The sequence below is a fragment of the Congregibacter variabilis genome, from assembly GCF_045689235.1.
Classification (GTDB): Bacteria; Pseudomonadota; Gammaproteobacteria; order Pseudomonadales; family Halieaceae; genus Congregibacter; species Congregibacter variabilis.
The window spans coordinates 1,717,329-1,734,775 of sequence record NZ_CP136864.1 but is presented as its reverse complement, the minus strand read 5'-3'; the positions used below and the strand labels follow the sequence as shown (position 1 = coordinate 1,734,775).

Here is a 17,447-nt window from a genome sequence, read left to right as displayed (position 1 = left end):
TACCCCTAACTCCTTCCCGACGTCTGAGTGACTACGCAGATCTACTAGAGCCAAGAGTAGTCCCCGTCAAACTCATTATTCGCAGCCTCGAGAATACCCTTCACCGTTTGAAAGTCGTTTTCATCACCGCCCTGGAGGCCATTGAAAAGTGCCTTAACCTGATCTACGGTCATGCTGAACCCCCCGGCTGGGCTTGCAGGGAACGCAAAAGCGTTGCAAAGCGCGCCAATCAGGTGAAAGCCAAAGGCGAAGTTCCCAGGTGCTGGATCAGGGTTGTTTCCGCCAAAGGCTATTACCTGCCCGATTGTCATGCCTTGATACAGAGGTGTAGTAGCTCCTGCGGGAACTATCGGCGTGGTAAAAACAGCATTAAAGGGGGTTGTTGCGGGCATGGGCCATGCTTCCGCTTGACGATTGCTGGCTTCTGTTTTCCAGAATCCAGCAGATTTACTACAGCCTTGATATTCCTGAACGCCAGAAGCACTTACGGAGGCCAATGCTGAGGGGCTGCAAGCAGCTCCCGTGGCCCACACCGGGCGGCTAACGGAGGTGGCTATTAACGCACTGCTGCTCAGGGCTAGTAGCTTTCTGCGCCGCAACGCGCCTTTTTCCTCAGGAGCCTCACTATTTAGGTCTGGTGCTGCGATCTGCTTGTCTTCCATAATTTGCTACCTATTACGTTCTTAGCCATCTTTTGCGGTTTTGAGCAAAAGTGCCGTTTTTTTGTGTCTCTCGCGGAGACGAAAACCGTTCACGTCACCCGCTCGAGCATTTCTGCGATGATATCACTAAGCGCCACCGGGCTAATCATCGCCTAAGCCCAACTGCAAACTGTGTCACATCCTTCTGTAAATGGTAATTGGCAGTGACACAGACTCGGGGGAAATAATGCAATTATCAAGCCAAATGTTGGTTTTGTTTGCGTCAGGTGTTTATTTGGCCGGCAAACTAGAAATGACTCGACACATTTATCACCGTAGGATGCGTTCCGATTGCGCGTAACATATTGATAAATATGAGTATATTTTCTCTTTATGATGACCTGGGAGTGAATGCTCCACGTGAGCAAGCTTGCCTCAATGGTGGGGGGCTTAATCGAGAGCTAGTTATGACAAGGCAATTGGCGTTGCTAGAGGGCTAGAGTCGCTGCAAGTGTAAAGAAAGCTGACGTTTTATTCCGCCAGGCAGCCAGATCCTGTTTATCTGTCGCCCCATAACTGGAAAGCCATCTTTCCAAGTGTGACGGCTGGAACAAGATAGGCCCGCCAGAGGGTAGGCCCGACGCTGAGAGGGGTCAGCATCGGTCAGCATCGGCTAGAAAACCTATAAGTGAAAGCCTGTGGCGAGTTAGCGTGTTGGTCAAAGTAAGTCCCCCGCATCATTCAACACTTGACGATACCCGATTAACTTCGCCACATAACGCCCCCCTTCTTTAGATAAATGACCATGATCGCGGTATATAAAAACACTGTTTAATGCCGCGCTGCATCTTCGATTGGAGCAGAGGTAATCATCAAGCCAGATCACATTGACGGACTCTTCGACTGACTCTAGTAGGTCGAATGCCAACTGATTTCCATAGTCACCTTTGTTGAATATGAGGTCGCAGTTTGAAAGCGCAGCGTGGAAAAGTTCTGCTCTAACGAGACACTTTCCGATATCTGAACCATCCTGAGGCGTTGGTGAAACAATTATCGGTGTTTTCCCAAGTTCTTTGATTCTGGCAATTGTTTTTAGCAGCGCGGATTTCGTTACGTGAACACCAAGAGTAGTCGTGCCATCCCTGAGTAGCACGGTTTTTTCCTGGCCAACGTACCCCATATAAGGCGAGCTCATTACCACGTGAGTTATGCCAGCGGAGCGCTCCAAATAATCGATCACTCGGTCGTTGTTCTCAATGCACTTCTCACCCCATGCTTTTGGGTACCTGGAGTTCAACGGAGCGATATCCAGTATGGGCCCGCACACTGATTGCGTGCGCTGCGCTAAGCCAATTTGTCCACTGGAGGCTTTTATACCGTCTACCAAATGCATTGCATAAGAGTCGCCCCACACCAATACCCTTGGTTGATCAGTTGTTTGGCAGTTCATTAATAAATCCGGGTTATTGCCGCTGCAATCGGGGTGAAGCCCCTGATTAGAACTCAACCTATTTTGAAGTAAAAATCCCTTTGCAAGATTCTCACTCCTTATATTTTTTCCGCTTGAAAAGTGTCCGTATGCACCGATTCCGACAAAAAAGAGGGATCCTAAAATGTACATGGCGAAGACGCGATTACGACTTAAAAAGCTACTATTTCTAAAGGGTTTTTCGATATAGCGCCAACTTAGGTAGCCAAGTCCGATCGCAGCCACACTCAGGGCGATCATCAGGATCTCGATGGCTTCTCCGGTGTATCTAATTCGCGCGAACGCAAGCAGTGGCTGATGCCACAAGTAGGCGGAATAGCTCAGTAGGCCGATTAATACCAGTGGCCTAGAGCTGAGTATGCGTCCTGCAATAGTTTGTTTGCTCGCAAACAGCACTAGTAACGCAACTCCTAAAACGGGCACGATCGCAAAATAACTAGGAAAGGGAGTTTCGTCCGTGTAAGTAAAAATTGCGATTAAGATGAGGCCCAAGCCAGACAGAGATAGTGTGTTGTTTGCGCGAACACCGCGCCTTTGAACAAAAAAGGCGGTAATAGAGCCAACTAATAGCTCCCAAGCGCGTGTAGGGGCAAGGTAAAAATTGGCGTCCGGTTTGTATCTCCAGCCCCACTCACCAAGAAGAAAGCTTATTAATACAAGTCCGAGCACCAGCAAAAGCACTCGGTTTTTCCCAATACTCCATGTAAACATGAGAAATAATGGGAACACTACGTAATACTGCTCTTCGACAGCCAGGCTCCACGTATGAAGCAGTGGCTTTAGCTCTGCAGCGGACTGGAAATACCCGCTCTCTTGCCAAAAGAGGATATTGGATCCAAACAAGCTGACTGCGATTAGACTTTCGGAAAAGTCTCGCATTTCGACTGGCAACATCCAGGCCCACGCGAATGGCATGCAACACAGCATTACAAAGAATAATGCGGGTAATATCCGTCGCGCACGGCGCTCATAGAACCGTACAATACTGAAATGGCCGCCTTGAATGTCCTCAATAAGCAATGTGGTAATCAAGTACCCGCTGATAACGAAGAAAACGTCAACGCCAACGAACCCTCCGCTAAAAATATTTAAGCCAGCATGAAAAAAAATCACTGGGATTACAGCGATGGCCCTAAGGCCATCGATTTCGGGGCGGTATTTCAAGGAACGCGTGCCTTCAGTGGGTGAGGTGAGTAGCGATACGGTGTATGATTTTTCTATCCATACTGAAAGATACATCATGCCTTATATTCTTTCACACGCCTTGAGTCGTCGCGTCTGTCGGAGCCTCCACACCGTGAGAGGATCGAGCTATGACAAAGTGAACAAGATGTTTCTCGGGGTTTCGCTAAAGCGCAGATAACGTAAATTATTTGATCGCATGCCCAGCCTTATGGTTCCTTATCTGCGGACTGCATTCATCATTCGCTTTCGATACAACCAATAGAAATTGCGAGGCGAGTCTTTTGATGCCCAACCTCCACAGCAACAAATCATAAAGCGCCGATAAAACAAAAACAGGGAAAAAGACCATGAAATAGCTTGATTGAAAATAACGCAGTCTTACAACTTCAAGTTGAAAATGATGACGTTCAAATAATTGCGTGATTGCAGGGTAAGCACAGTTTTGATAATAGGCCGGAAAGCCTAGTTCTGATTTTCTGTGGGGAAAGGCCCAGTTTAGTAAGTGCTTTGAGACTTTGTTTGGCAGTAGTCTGTTCAAGATCGAGAATGGAGAGTTTTTGCCTGGCAAAACATGGATCGCAATGCCGCCAGGTTTTAGTACGCGATAGCATTCTCGGGCAAAGGTTTCGGTGTCGTGCAAATGTTCTATTAAGGAGCGGCTCACCACAATATCCACAGACTCATCGGCTAGGGGCCAGCTTTTGCAAGCGTCGGCACAAATGCCAAAGTCAATATCGTGATTTTTACGGAGAGCTGCTGCAGAAATATCAAAGCCAATAACCTCGCAGCTTTGCATGTACTGCCGGGAACGTGCGGCAGGCATTAAAAAGCCACCGCCCACATCTAACAATACACCGTTTTTCAATGTGCTCGAATATGACCAAATCATTTGGTCGTATATTGGAAACAAAGGTTCGGTAAGCTGTTCTGGCAGCCGCCAAAGTGCTCGCTTAGATAAGCCAACATTAATAGATTTAAATAAAGTCAGCATGTGGGGGCTATTTATCTAACATTTCGTGTGAGAGTAGACCACTTTTTGATACTCATTATTGTTGATGTGCACTCGTAAGATAGGTCGTGTAGATATTATCTAGACTTTCAATCCCGCCAAGGATAAACAATGTGCCTCGCTTCTGAAGAGTATGGCCCAGAATGTCTGAGCGAAAAAGGAAGAGGGCAGCGTGTGACCGCCTCTATATTGTCGTCCTTGCCCTGCGGGGACGTTTGTAACTGTATTTGTTGCTGTCTGCTCAGGGATGCATCGGGCCGCTGACTTGTACCCTGGATGCCTGCCGAATCGCGGCAATACAAGATTTGGATACTGACCTATTGTGGAATCTCTCGGGCAATTTCTCGGGCGACAACACCACCGAGGCTCCAGCCGGTAGGCGCCACGGCTTCCCCCTTGTCTACTGTCTAGGCGCACACTTCTTTTTCGCCGGCGGTAAGATAGCTCTTCTGAATTAATCGCTGATAGCCCGCGCGACTGACTCGATTTCGCACGGGTTTTTCTCTGCTCATATCCGCCAAGAACTTGGCGCGCTCATTGGACTAAAGTTCGATAATCTCGGATTCGAGCTTGTGGAAAATCACAACTGATACCGCATTCTCGTGGGTTTTAGTGGTCCCTACTTGCAAATCAAGCGCTATGCCCATCTATCAGGTTGCAGCCAATATTCCCTCGCCATTAAAGCCCTATTATGCCAACCAGCTCTCACCGCAGAGCTACGCCAACTGATAATATATGCGCAGGATCATCACCGTTTCGCGGAGATAGCACCACGAATGACCACGCCCCAACACGACCCTCTGGTGGATTGCCTGCTATACGTAGCGCACTATCACCAGCTCGCAGCAACGGCGGAGTCGCTCACCGCGGCCTTGCCCGTGGCAGAGCAGGGTCTTACCCCGGACTTGCTTTTACGTGCGGCGGATCGGGCGGGGCTTAACACGCGTCTGACGCATTTAACGCTTGATCAAATTCCTGACGCGGTTTGCCCGGCAATTGTGCTGCTTGAAGACAGCGCCTGTGTTTATTTGGGCACCGGCGAGAACGGCACTGTGCGAGTGGTTTATCCCCAGGCCATAGACACGGAGGTGACGGAGTCTGTGGACGCACTAACTGCCCGCGCCACGGGTCATGTGTTACTGGCCCGGCCGCGATTTAAAGTCGATGCCAAAACCGCCGGCTATCAGCCGCGGCACCGAGAAGGTCATTGGTTCTGGACGGCTATGCGCGCTAACACCGGCGTGTATAGGGACGTGTTGTTTGCTGCGTTCTTTATTAACGTGTTTGCGCTCGCACTCCCGCTGTTCACCATGAACGTTTACGACCGCGTCGTACCAAATGCGGCCTTTGAGACTTTGTGGATGCTCGCCGCCGGTATGTTCGTCATCATTATCGGCGACGTGATTTTGCGTACTCTACGCAGCTACTTTGTAGATCTGGCAGGCAAGCGGGTGGACGTGGATTTGTCTGCGCGCATCATGGAGCAGGCTTTGGGTATTCGGTTGGAGCATCGCGCGTCATCCGTCGGATCCTTTGCGGTGAACCTGCGCTCCTTCGAGACGCTGCGCGACTTTATTGCCTCGGCGACCATTAACAGCGTGATCGATCTGCCCTTTGCACTGGTGTTCTTTGCGGTGATCGGCTGGATTGCCTGGCCCGTGTTGATCCCCGTTTTGATAGGTATTGTTTTGCTTGTGGGTTTTGCCCTGTTCATGCGCCCAAAGCTGCAAAAGCTTACTGAGACCTCTTATCAGGCCGGCGCCATGCGTAACGCCACGCTTATCGAGGCGCTGTCCAGCGTTGAGACCTTAAAAGCCATGGGCGCCGAGTCCATTGTTCAGCGCAAGTGGGAAGAGGCCACGCGGTTTTTGGCTGGAGTTGGCGTACGCATGCGTCTCACCTCGTCGTCGGTGACCCAGGCCACGGCCTGGTGTCAGCAGCTTATATCGGTGTCGGTGATTATCACCGGTGTGTACCTCATATCCGCCGGCGAAATGACCATGGGTGGACTCATTGCCTGCAGCATGCTCGCAGGCCGTTCGGTCGCACCTTTTGGTCAGCTGGCCGGTTTGATCACCCAGTACCACAACGCGCGGATCTCGCTTACCTCATTGGACGCCATGTTTGAGCAGCCAGTAGATGGTAAAAAGGATGGGGCCTATGTGTCTCGTGAGCGCTTTGAGGGTGCCATCGAATTCAAGAACCTTGGCTTTCAGTATCCGGGTGCAGAGACCGCTTCGCTGTCTGGCATGTCGTTCTCTATCAAAGCGGGCGAGCACGTGGGGATTTTGGGGCGCATTGGCTCGGGTAAAACAACGCTCCAGCGCCTCGCTATGGGTTTGTATCAACCCGTCGAGGGAGAGGTGCTGATTGATGGCATCGATCTTCGGCAGTTGGACCCCCGGGAGTATCGCCGCGCTGTGGGCTACGTGCCCCAGGACATCACGCTGTTTCAGGGCACGCTTCGCGACAATCTGACTTTGGCCCACCGCGGCATTAGCGACGCGGCTTTATTAAAAGCGGTGGAGCGCGCGGGATTGGCCGATTTTGTAAACCGTCATCCCAGTGGCTTCGATATGCAAATCAGCGAGCGCGGGGATTCGGTGTCTGGCGGGCAGCGGCGCTGCATCGCGTTGGCCAGGGCGCTGGTACACGAACCCGACATCCTTCTCATGGACGAGCCTACGGGCTCTATGGATAACTCCACAGAGAAGACGGTCATAGATCATCTAAAGACTTACGCCGAAGGCCGCACGATGGTGGTGGTCACCCACCGCAATGCGCTGCTGGCATTGGTAGATCGCATAATTGTGGTGGACGGCGGGCGTATCGTTGCCGACGGTCCTCGCGATAGCGTCGTGGCCGCGCTGCAGCAGGGTCGCATAGGTAAAGTGCAATGAGCGACTTGCCGCAAACGCCGGTAGTGCGATCCAGCAACCCCAAGGTCAATGCGGGCTGGAGTGATTTGGCGGATCGCGCGGCGATCGAGCAGGAACCGCTTCGAGCCCGGGGCATGCTCTACGGTATTGCCCTTGTTGTGCTGCTTTTGATCATTTGGGCAAGCTTTGCCGAGATCGATACTGTCACTCGAGGGCAGGGCAAGGTGATTCCTTCTCAGCAGGTGCAGGTGGTGGGCTCCCAAGACGGCGGTGTGATTCGCGAGATCCTCATTCGTGAGGGCGATACGGTTGAAGCTGGTGATTTGCTTTTACGTTTGGATCAGACCCGCTCTCAGGCGACCCTTGGCGAAAATCGCGTCGAGCTTGAGGGATTGAGCATTAAGGCCGCCCGGCTTCGCGCCATGGTCGATAACGCCGAGTTTGTGCCCACGGCGCAAATGTTCACGGCATTACCGGACGTTTCGGAGCAGGAGCGCGAGCTTTATGAGTCATCGGTGACGGCTCTGAGAGTAGAGCAGGAGATTGCTCGCCAGCAGCTGGAACAGCGCAGCGAAGAACTCTCGGAACTCAAGGCCCGCGAATCACAGCTCGCCACAGAGCAGCGTCTTGCGCAGCAGGAGCTCACCGTCACCGAGCCCATGGTGGCTTCCGGAGCGGTGTCTCAGGTAGAGATCTTGCGCCTGCAGCGAGAAGTAAACCGTGCCGCTGGTGAACTGGCGCAAACCCAGGCGCAAATCAAACGTGTGAGCGCTGCCATTGCCGAGGCGCGCGGTCGAGTGAATGCCGTGCAGTTGGAGTTTTCTAACGAGGCAAGAGAGCAGCTTACCGACACTCTCACGCGTATCAAGGCCCTGACCGAAGCGGCGGCAGGTTTGTCCGACCGGGTAAGTCAGACCAATCTCACGGCGCCGGTGAGCGGCATCATCAACCAGCTGTACTTCAATACAGTTGGTGGGGTTGTATTGCCCGGCAGAGACATTGTGGAGCTGATTCCCGCCGATGACACTTTGTTATTAGAGGTGCGCGTGCGGCCTCAGGACATTGCGTTTATCGCCGCAGGTCAGCGCGCCAACGTCAAAGTCACCGCCTATGATTTTGTGGTTTACGGCGGCCTGGAAGGGCACGTGGAGCAGATTGCAGCAGATACCGTGTTGGATGAAGATGGCAATGCCTTTTACGAGGTGCTGGTGCGCACCGAGCAATCCGACTTTGGGCCAGATAGCCCGATTATTCCCGGTATGACCGTTGAGGTGGACGTAATTACCGGCAAAAAGACCGTGTTGGCTTATCTAATGAAGCCTGTGCTCCGCGCACAGCAACGGGCACTGTCAGAGCGTTAATGAAGCCACTGTTTGTTACATCTACAGGATCCGCCCGAGCGCGCTGGCGGGCTGCGTTCCCGGATCTGCCGCTCAGCTCGAGCTTAGACATTGATGAGGCTGTAGAGCTCTCACTCTGTTTTGTGGATTTGGATACTTTGCCGCTGCCAGACAACCGCGCGGCGATAGAGCGGCTGATTACCCAGGGCGTCTTGCTGGTTGCATTAAGCTCCATGCCCAGCGAGAGCGAAGCGTTTGCGCTCTTGTCTCTTGGCGTTCGTGGTTACTGCCACGCAGAGGCGGTGCCCGAGCAGCTTCAGGAGGTTGCCGAGGTCGTGTTGGCCGGTGGCTTGTGGATGCCGCGAGAGCTGCTGCAGCGCATTTCGGATCTGGGTAAGCGTATAGATGCTCAGTCCAGCGAACGTTCGCCGAGACACTTTGACGAATTGACTCCTAGAGAAGAGGAGGTCGCATTGCTTGTTGGGCGCGGTTACAACAACCGGGAACTCGCCGAAGCGCTTGGCGTCAGCGAGCGCACGGTAAAGGCTAATCTCACCTCTATCTTTGACAAGCTGGGCCTGCGGGATCGCGTTCAGCTGGCGCTTTATGTGAATCGCCTGCCTATTCACTAGATCTTCTACCCTGCGCAAGCTTCCGCTTTCGTGAACTGGGTCACCGTTTGCGGCCAGAACTGCCCTTTAGTACATATCGACAGGCCTTCTCAGCGGCGATCATAAAGGGATTGAAATAGTCTTTTTAGGATTGATGCGTTATGGCCCAGCAAATCGGCACAGTAGAAAAGCTCCAGGGTACTGCCTTCGCTCGCGCGGAAGACGGCAGCCAGCGGCAGCTGCAGATTGGCGATGCTATTTTTCAGGGAGAAGTACTGGTCACCGAGCCAGGCGCCGTTCTTGAAGTCGCGGTCGCAGATGCGCCCTCTATTGTGATGCCCGGCGGTCGTGAGCTGCTGGTCACCGGCGAGTTATTGGCCGAGACGCGGGACACGGCGGCAGATGCTTCTGTGATCGATGACACCATTGCCACGATTGTCGAGACGCTGGAAAACGGCGGTGACCTGTTAGATAACCTTGATGCCCCGGCTGCTGGTGGCCCGGGTCAGGATGAGGGTAGCTCCTTTGTTCGTTTGGGCCGTATTGGTTTTGATCTACCGGAATTCGCGACGCTGGATGCGGGGACTGATGCAGATCGCATCAACCCGGACGAGCCTGCCATCGACAATGACCTGCAGCTATTGCTGGATGATTCGTCAGGGGGTGACGGTGGCGTAGATCCTGGCGGCGCGCCGCCCGCGCCACCTGTTGTCTTGCCGCCACCTCCACCGCCGCCAGTGAACCTTGCGCCAGTGGCCGAGCCTGATACTTATTCTGGGGAGTTTGCCAGTGCAGTAATCGGCAATGTTCTGGATAACGATAGTGATCCCGAGTCCGAGGCGTTGTCGGTTGTTGGTAATACGGAGCCGGCCAATGGCACCGTTGTGCTCAATCCTGATGGTAGCTTTATTTATGAGCCCAATGATGGATTCAGTGGTGAGGACAGCTTTGAATATACGATAACGGACGAGAACGGTAATACAGATACCACTGTGGTGACTATCAACGTTGCCGAGGAGGTTCCGACTACGCCGCCGGTCACACCTCCTCTTGCCCCGCCTGCACCGCCCGTAAACGTCGGCCCTGTCGCGGGTAACGACAGTCAAACGCTCTCTGAAGACACGCCCATTACTATTAATGTGCTGGGCAACGATAGCGACAGTGATGGCAGCCTGATTCCCGGCAGCGTCAGCATTGTCGGCGGTCCCGTCAACGGCACCGTTACCGTCAATGCCAATGGCACAGTGACCTATACCCCCAACGCAGATTACGCGGGCGCCGACAGCTTTACTTACACGGTTACCGACAATGATGGTGCGGTCTCCAACGTGGCAACGGTAAATCTCACCATCGATCCTGTTGATGACTCGCCCGTGTCAGTGGATCTAGAGGCGCAGTCAAGCGAAGACGCAGACGCCGTGTCTGTGGATGTGAGCGGCAACTTTACCGACGTGGACAGCACACTGACCTACAGCGCTACCGGTTTGCCTGCTGGATTGAGTATCGATCCTGCCACCGGCGTGATCAGCGGCACTATCGATAACAGTGCGTCCCAGCTTGGCGGCGGCGTTTACAGCGTCACAGTCACCGCGACTGATGGTGTGAATCCATCCGTCAGCGAGAGCTTTGACTGGACCGTGAGTAATCCCGGTCCTGATGCAGTGGACGATACTCAGGGCGCTGCAGAGGACACCGCCCTTGATATCTCGGTACTTGCGAACGATACCGATGTCGACGGCGACACTTTGAGCATCGTGAGCTTCACTCAACCAACGAATGGCACGGTTACCGATAACGGCGATGGGACGCTGAAGTACACGCCCAACGCGAATTACAACGGCCCGGATAGCTTCACCTACACCATCAGTGATGGTGAGGGCGGTAGTGATACGGCCACGGTTAATTTAACGGTCACGCCAGATAACGACCCTCCCGTATCGGTGGGCCTGAGTCCTGTGTCCAGCGAGGATGCAGAGGTGGTGTCGGTAGATGTTGGGTCTAACTTCTCTGATGTGGACAGCACGCTCACGTACAGCGCGTCTGGCTTACCTGCAGGTCTGAGCATTGATCCTGCCACCGGCGTAATCTTCGGCACTATCGATAACAGTGCATCTCAGGATGGCACCGCCGGCGTTTACAACGTCGTGGTCACCGCGACTGATGGCGTTAACACGCCGGTCAGCGAGAGCTTCGACTGGACGGTAACCAACCCGGGCCCGACGGCAAATGACGATACAGGTTCGACCGACGAGGACGTGGCGGTCATCTTTAGTCCTGCGGATCTGCTCGGCAACGACAGCGATCCCGATGGTGATGATTTAGGCATTACCAGCGTAGGTACAGCGACCAATGGCACCGTAGTCCTTAACGGTGACGGCACCGTCACCTTTACGCCGAATGCCGACTACAACGGCCCCGCCAGTTTTGAATACACCATCAGCGATGGTGAAGGCGGAGAATCCACCGCGACCGTTAATCTGACCGTCAACGCTGTGAATGATCCCCCGGTCGTTATCGCGCCGCTGGGCAACCAGGCGAATGATGATGCGGATGCGATTACGCCAGTTGACGCCTCCACGGCCTTCAACGATGTGGACAGCACGCTCACGTACAGCGCGTCTGGCTTACCTTTAGGTCTGAGCATCGATCCTGCCACCGGCGTAATCTCCGGCACTATCGATAACAGTGCATCTCAGGATGGCACCGCTGGCGTTTACAGCGTCGTGGTCACCGCCACCGATGGCGTGAATCCCTCCGTCAATCAGAGCTTCGACTGGACCGTAACCAACCCTGGCCCGACGGCGAACGACGATACCGGTTCCACCGACGAAGATGTGGCCGTGACCTTTAATCCTGTCGATCTGCTCGGCAACGACAGCGATCCCGATGGTGATGATTTAAGCATTACCAGCGTAGGTTCGCCCACTAACGGTACGGTCGATCTCAACAGTGATGGCACGGTCACGTTCACCCCGACGGCGGATTACAACGGCCCCGCGAGCTTCGAATACACCATCAGCGATGGTGAGGGCGGAGAATCCACGGCTACCGTGAACCTGACCGTCGATGCGGTTAATGATCCGCCGGTGGTGATTGCGCCGCTGGGCAACCAGGCGAATGATGATGCGGATGACGTTGCGTCGGTCGACACCTCGGTCGCGTTCAACGATGTGGACAGCACGCTCACTTACAGCGCGTCTGGCTTACCTGCAGGTCTGAGCATCGATCCTGCCACCGGGGTTATCTCCGGCACGATCGATAACAGTGCGTCCCAGCTTGGCGGCGGCGTTTATAACGTGGTTGTGACCGCGACTGATGGCGTGAATCCCTCCGTCAGTCAGAGCTTCGACTGGACGGTCACCAACCCTGGCCCGACGGCAAATGACGATACCGGGTCGACCGACGAAGATGTTGCAGCAATATTCACTCCGTCGGATCTGTTGGGTAACGACTCGGATCCCGATGGTGATGATTTAAGCATTACCAGCGTAGGTTCGCCCACTAACGGTACGGTCGATCTCAACAGTGATGGCACGGTCACGTTCACCCCGACCGCGGATTACAGCGGCCCAGCGAGCTTCGAGTACACCATCAGCGATGGCGAGGGTGGCGAATCCACCGCGACCGTTAATCTGACCGTCAACGCTGTGAATGATCCCCCGGTCGTTATCGCGCCGCTGGGCAACCAGGCAAACGATGATGCGGATGCGATTACGCCAGTTGACGCTTCCACGGCCTTCAACGATGTGGACAGCACGCTCACGTACAGCGCGTCTGGCTTACCTTTAGGTCTGAGCATCGATCCTGCCACCGGGATTATCTCCGGCACTATCGATAACAGTGCATCTCAGGATGGCACCGCCGGCGTTTACAACGTCACAGTCACCGCCACCGATGGCGTGAATCCCTCCGTCAATCAGAGCTTCGACTGGACCGTAACCAACCCTGGCCCGACGGCGAACGACGATACCGGTTCCACCGACGAAGATGTGGCCGTGACCTTTAATCCTGTCGATCTGCTCGGCAACGACAGCGATCCCGATGGTGATGATTTAAGCATTACCAGCGTAGGTTCGCCCACTAACGGTACGGTCGATCTCAACAGTGATGGCACGGTCACGTTCACCCCGACGGCGGATTACAACGGCCCCGCGAGCTTCGAATACACCATCAGCGATGGTGAGGGTGGCGAATCCACGGCGACAGTGAATTTGACAGTCAACGCTGTGAACGATCCTCCGGTGGTTATCGCGCCGCTGGGCAACCAGGCGAATGATGATGCGGACGACGTTGCGTCGGTCGACACCTCGGTCGCGTTCAACGATGTGGACAGCACGCTCACTTACAGCGCGTCTGGCTTACCTTTAGGTCTGAGCATCGATCCTGCCACCGGGGTTATCTCCGGCACTATCGATAATAGTGCGTCTCAGGATGGCACCGCCGGCGTTTACAACGTCGTGGTCACCGCGACTGATGGCGTGAATCCCTCCGTCAGTCAGAGCTTTGATTGGACGGTAACCAACCCGGGCCCGACGGCGAACGACGATAGCGGTTCCACCGACGAGGACGTGGCGGTCATCTTTAATCCTGTCGATCTGCTCGGCAACGATAGCGATCCCGATGGTGATGATTTAAGCATCACCAGCGTAGGTTCGCCCACTAACGGTACGGTCGATCTCAACAGTGATGGCACGGTCACGTTCACCCCGACCGCGGATTACAGCGGCCCAGCGAGCTTCGAGTACACCATCAGCGATGGTGAAGGCGGCGAATCCACGGCTACCGTTAATCTGACAGTCAACGCCGTGAACGACCCGCCGGTCGTTATCGCGCCGCTGGGCAACCAGGCGAATGATGATGCGGATGACGTTGCGTCAGTCGACACCTCGGTCGCCTTCAACGATGTGGACAGTACGCTCACGTACAGCGCTACCGGACTGCCTGCAGGCCTGACGATCGATTCAGCGACGGGCATCATAAGCGGCACTATCGATAACAGTGCATCTCAGGATGGCACCGCCGGCGTTTACAACGTGATGGTCACCGCGACTGATGGCGTCAATCCCTCCGTCAGTCAGAGCTTCGACTGGACCGTGACCAACCCGGGCCCGACGGCGAACGACGATAGCGGTTCCACCGACGAGGACGTGGCGGTCATCTTTAATCCTGTCGATCTGCTCGGCAACGATAGCGATCCCGATGGCGATGATTTAAGCATCACCAGCGTGGGCACAGCGATCAATGGCACCGTAGTCCTTAACGGTGACGGCACAGTCACATTCACCCCGACGGCGGATTACAACGGGCCTGCCAGCTTCGAATACACCATCATCGATGGCGAGGGTGGCGAATCCACGGCTACGGTCAACCTGACCGTCAACGCCGTGAATGATCCGCCGGTCGTTATCGCGCCGCTGGGCAACCAGGCGAATGATGATGCGGATGCTGTTGCGTCGGTCGACACCTCCGTCGCGTTCAACGATGTGGACAGTACGCTCACTTACAGCGCGACTGGCTTACCTGCAGGTCTGAGCATTGATCCTGCCACCGGCGTAATCTCCGGCACTATCGATAACAGTGCGTCCCAGCTTGGCGGCGGCGTGTACAACGTCACAGTCACCGCCACCGATGGCGTGAATCCCTCCGTCAATCAGAGCTTCGACTGGACCGTGACCAACCCTGGCCCGACGGCGACCGACGATACTGGTTCCACCGACGAGGACGTGGCCGTAACCTTTAATCCTGTCGATCTGCTCGGCAACGATAGCGATCCCGATGGTGATGATTTAAGCATCGCCAGCGTGGGCACAGCGATCAATGGCACCGTAGTCCTTAACGGTGACGGCACAGTCACATTCACGCCGACGGCGGATTACAACGGGCCTGCCAGCTTCGAATACACCATCAGCGATGGTGAAGGCGGCGAATCCACGGCTACCGTTAATCTGACAGTCAACGCCGTGAACGATCCGCCGGAGTCAGACGCAAAGACATTGACGGTTGCGGAGGATACGAGTGCTAACGCGGTGCCGACGCTGACCGGCAGTGATAGTGACGGAACGGTCGAGAGCTTTGTAATCACTGGTCTGCCTGCGAACGGCACGCTGCTGTTAAACGGAGTTGCAGTGACGACGGTGGGTCAGACCATTTCGGTGGCCGAAGCCGGCAATCTGACCTACACACCCAATCCAGACTACTTTGGTGACGACAGCTTTAGCTATGCGTCGGTTGATGATGACGGTACTCAGGATGCGACGCCAGCGACCGTGGCGATCACAGTGACGGATGTTGCTGAGCCGCCGGCACCGAACGTCGCCCCGGACTCAGACGCAAAGACATTGACGGTTGCGGAGGATACGAGTGCTAACGCGGTGCCGACGCTGACCGGCAGTGATAGTGATGGGACGGTCGAGAGCTTTGTAATCACTGGTCTGCCTGCGAACGGCACGCTGCTGTTAAACGGTGTTGCAGTGACGACGGTGGGTCAGACCATTTCGGTGGCCGAAGCCGGCAATCTGACCTACACACCCAATCCAGACTACTTTGGTGACGACAGCTTTAGCTATGCATCGGTTGATGATGACGGTGCTCAGGATGCTACGCCAGCGTCCGTAGCGATCACAGTGACGGACGTTGCTGAGCCTGACACAACGCCAACGGCTGACTCGCTGACAGCGCTTGCTGCATTAGCTGATGGGCCCGGTCGGGATGGCACGCTCACTAATCCGCAAGTCGAAGTATTTTTTGACGTTGATGGCATTGTTGATGGGACAGGGCTGGAGAGTACTCCGACGCTTGGCGGCGTGGATAACGAAACTCAGCTGGATGATTTGGTATTTACCTTGCGTTCAACGCCCATAGACGGAACTTTGTATCTGGATGCCAACGGAGACGGCTCCTATACGCAGGCTCAAGCGGGCGATACATTTGACAGCGGATCTTCGCTCTACTGGGCTAAGCCTGCAGAACAGGTCGTCCAAGATTTGTCCACGGACGCATCGGGCGTGACTGTGAGCGGCTTCAACGGTCGTAATGCCCAAATCACCCAGTCTAGTTCAGGGCTTGGAGTTGACAGTGCAGGTAATACGCAACAGCAGGCACCAGAACAGCTGGGCTATCGCAATGGCAGCTCAGAAACAATGGTTCTCAATTTGGGTGGGCCGGTTACCGAAGCGACGGTGCGGATTGAGCGGCTCTTTCCGAATGAAGGTGAGGCTGGTCGCGTCGAAGCACTCGATGCTAACGGTAGCGTGATTGGCTCCTGGACTTTCTACGGACGCGCCAATGCAACGCTCGGTGGAGTGCCTGTCGATTTTAACATTGGCGGTAGCGGCGGAAGTTTTACGCTTTCGGACGTTGGACAACCGTTTTATGCACTGAGGTTTACTGCCACCCCCTACGTTGATGGGGTTACGCAAGGCACTGGCAAGAACGCAGACAGCAGTGACTATTTGGTCAAAAGTGTAGCCTACGCGCCAATTTCGTTTACGAATGCGCAATTTACCTACGACGTGACTGACGAGCAGGGTAACGTTAGTGATCCAGCGACGGTTATTATTGAACAGTCCAGCGCGCCTATTGCCTTAGATCTAGACGACGACGGTGTCGAGTACCTCTCCCGCGATGCGGGCGTTATATTCACCGATCAAGTTACCGGAGAGTCTGTAAACACTGCCTGGGTTGCGCCAGATGATGGGCTGTTGGTCATTGATGCGAATCAATCGGGCACGGTCGACGAGACTCGGGAATATGTCTTTACCGAATGGTCCGAGAATGCTGAGACAGATATGGAGGCCGTGGCAGAGGTATTCGATACCAATCAAAATAGCCAGCTTGATCCGGGCGACGAGGCCTGGAGCCAGTTCGCCGTATGGCAGGATGCCGATTCAGACGGAGTCACAGATGAGGGCGAACTTCGATCTCTCGATGATTTGGGTGTTGAAAGTATTGATCTTAGCTACACGGAAGATAGTGCCTCAGGAATTGCCGCCGATGGTGATGTCGCTATTCATGGGCGGTCAAATGTCACTTGGACCGATGGCTCGGTAACTACCGCCGAGGATGCGAGCTTTGCTATCGATATCGCTGATGTGCTCGTAGATCACGGGACCATTGATATTCCGGTTCTAGCACAGGAAGCAGGCGATGTGGTTATTGAAGCAAATGATACGGCTGCGCCGGCCAGCGCGTCAGGCGATGCGGCGCAGGACATTGCTGCTATGGAAATCGATCTGCTGTTGAATATGACTACGGATGAAAAGCCCGAGTCTGGTAGTGTGGACTGATAGTTTGG

The 17,447-nt window shown here is 54.6% G+C and carries 7 protein-coding genes; 4 read left to right on the top strand and 3 right to left on the bottom strand.

From position 1 onward, the window contains the following. Positions 1 to 44: 44 nt before the first annotated feature. From R0135_RS07660 to R0135_RS07650, 3 genes are all read right to left on the bottom strand, one after another. On the bottom strand, positions 45 to 662 hold the full coding sequence (locus R0135_RS07660) for a hypothetical protein (protein WP_407349663.1): 618 nt from the start codon (positions 660 to 662) through the stop codon (positions 45 to 47). Positions 663 to 1,359: 697 nt separating this feature from the next. Next, positions 1,360 to 3,372, bottom strand: coding sequence for an acyltransferase family protein (locus tag R0135_RS07655; protein ID WP_407349662.1), 2,013 nt, complete (start codon positions 3,370 to 3,372; stop codon positions 1,360 to 1,362). Positions 3,373 to 3,499: 127 nt separating this feature from the next. After that, entirely contained in the window at positions 3,500 to 4,306 is an 807-nt protein-coding gene (locus R0135_RS07650) for a class I SAM-dependent methyltransferase (RefSeq protein WP_407349661.1), read from the bottom strand. A gap of 794 nt (positions 4,307 to 5,100) precedes the next feature. On the opposite strand from R0135_RS07650, the gene R0135_RS07645 reads away from it, so the two are divergent. The 4 genes from R0135_RS07645 (at position 5,101) to R0135_RS07630 (ending at position 17,439) form a co-directional block, all read left to right on the top strand. Next, on the top strand, positions 5,101 to 7,224 hold the full coding sequence (locus tag R0135_RS07645; RefSeq protein WP_407349660.1) for a type I secretion system permease/ATPase: 2,124 nt from the start codon (positions 5,101 to 5,103) through the stop codon (positions 7,222 to 7,224). Beyond that, positions 7,221 to 8,564: an HlyD family type I secretion periplasmic adaptor subunit gene (locus R0135_RS07640; RefSeq protein ID WP_407349659.1), complete on the top strand. Its 1,344-nt coding sequence runs from the start codon at positions 7,221 to 7,223 to the stop codon at positions 8,562 to 8,564. Before R0135_RS07645 ends, R0135_RS07640 begins: the two co-directional genes overlap by 4 nt. Next, entirely contained in the window at positions 8,564 to 9,175 is a 612-nt protein-coding gene (locus R0135_RS07635; protein WP_407349658.1) for a LuxR C-terminal-related transcriptional regulator, read from the top strand. Before R0135_RS07640 ends, R0135_RS07635 begins: the two co-directional genes overlap by 1 nt. Before the next feature lie 140 nt (positions 9,176 to 9,315). Next, entirely contained in the window at positions 9,316 to 17,439 is an 8,124-nt protein-coding gene (locus tag R0135_RS07630; RefSeq protein WP_407349657.1) for a retention module-containing protein, read from the top strand. Positions 17,440 to 17,447 lie beyond the last annotated feature (8 nt).

Bases quoted from the DNA above. Each gene is read 5' to 3' on its own strand.
- R0135_RS07635 (WP_407349658.1), top strand. From the start codon at position 8,564: ATGAAGCCACTGTTTGTTACATCTACAGGATCCGCCCGAGCGCGCTGG.
- R0135_RS07640 (WP_407349659.1), top strand. From the start codon at position 7,221: ATGAGCGACTTGCCGCAAACGCCGGTAGTGCGATCCAGCAACCCCAAG.
- R0135_RS07655 (WP_407349662.1), bottom strand. From the start codon at position 3,372: ATGATGTATCTTTCAGTATGGATAGAAAAATCATACACCGTATCGCTA.
- R0135_RS07645 (WP_407349660.1), top strand. From the start codon at position 5,101: ATGACCACGCCCCAACACGACCCTCTGGTGGATTGCCTGCTATACGTA.
- R0135_RS07630 (WP_407349657.1), top strand. From the start codon at position 9,316: ATGGCCCAGCAAATCGGCACAGTAGAAAAGCTCCAGGGTACTGCCTTC.
- R0135_RS07660 (WP_407349663.1), bottom strand. From the start codon at position 662: ATGGAAGACAAGCAGATCGCAGCACCAGACCTAAATAGTGAGGCTCCT.
- R0135_RS07650 (WP_407349661.1), bottom strand. From the start codon at position 4,306: ATGCTGACTTTATTTAAATCTATTAATGTTGGCTTATCTAAGCGAGCA.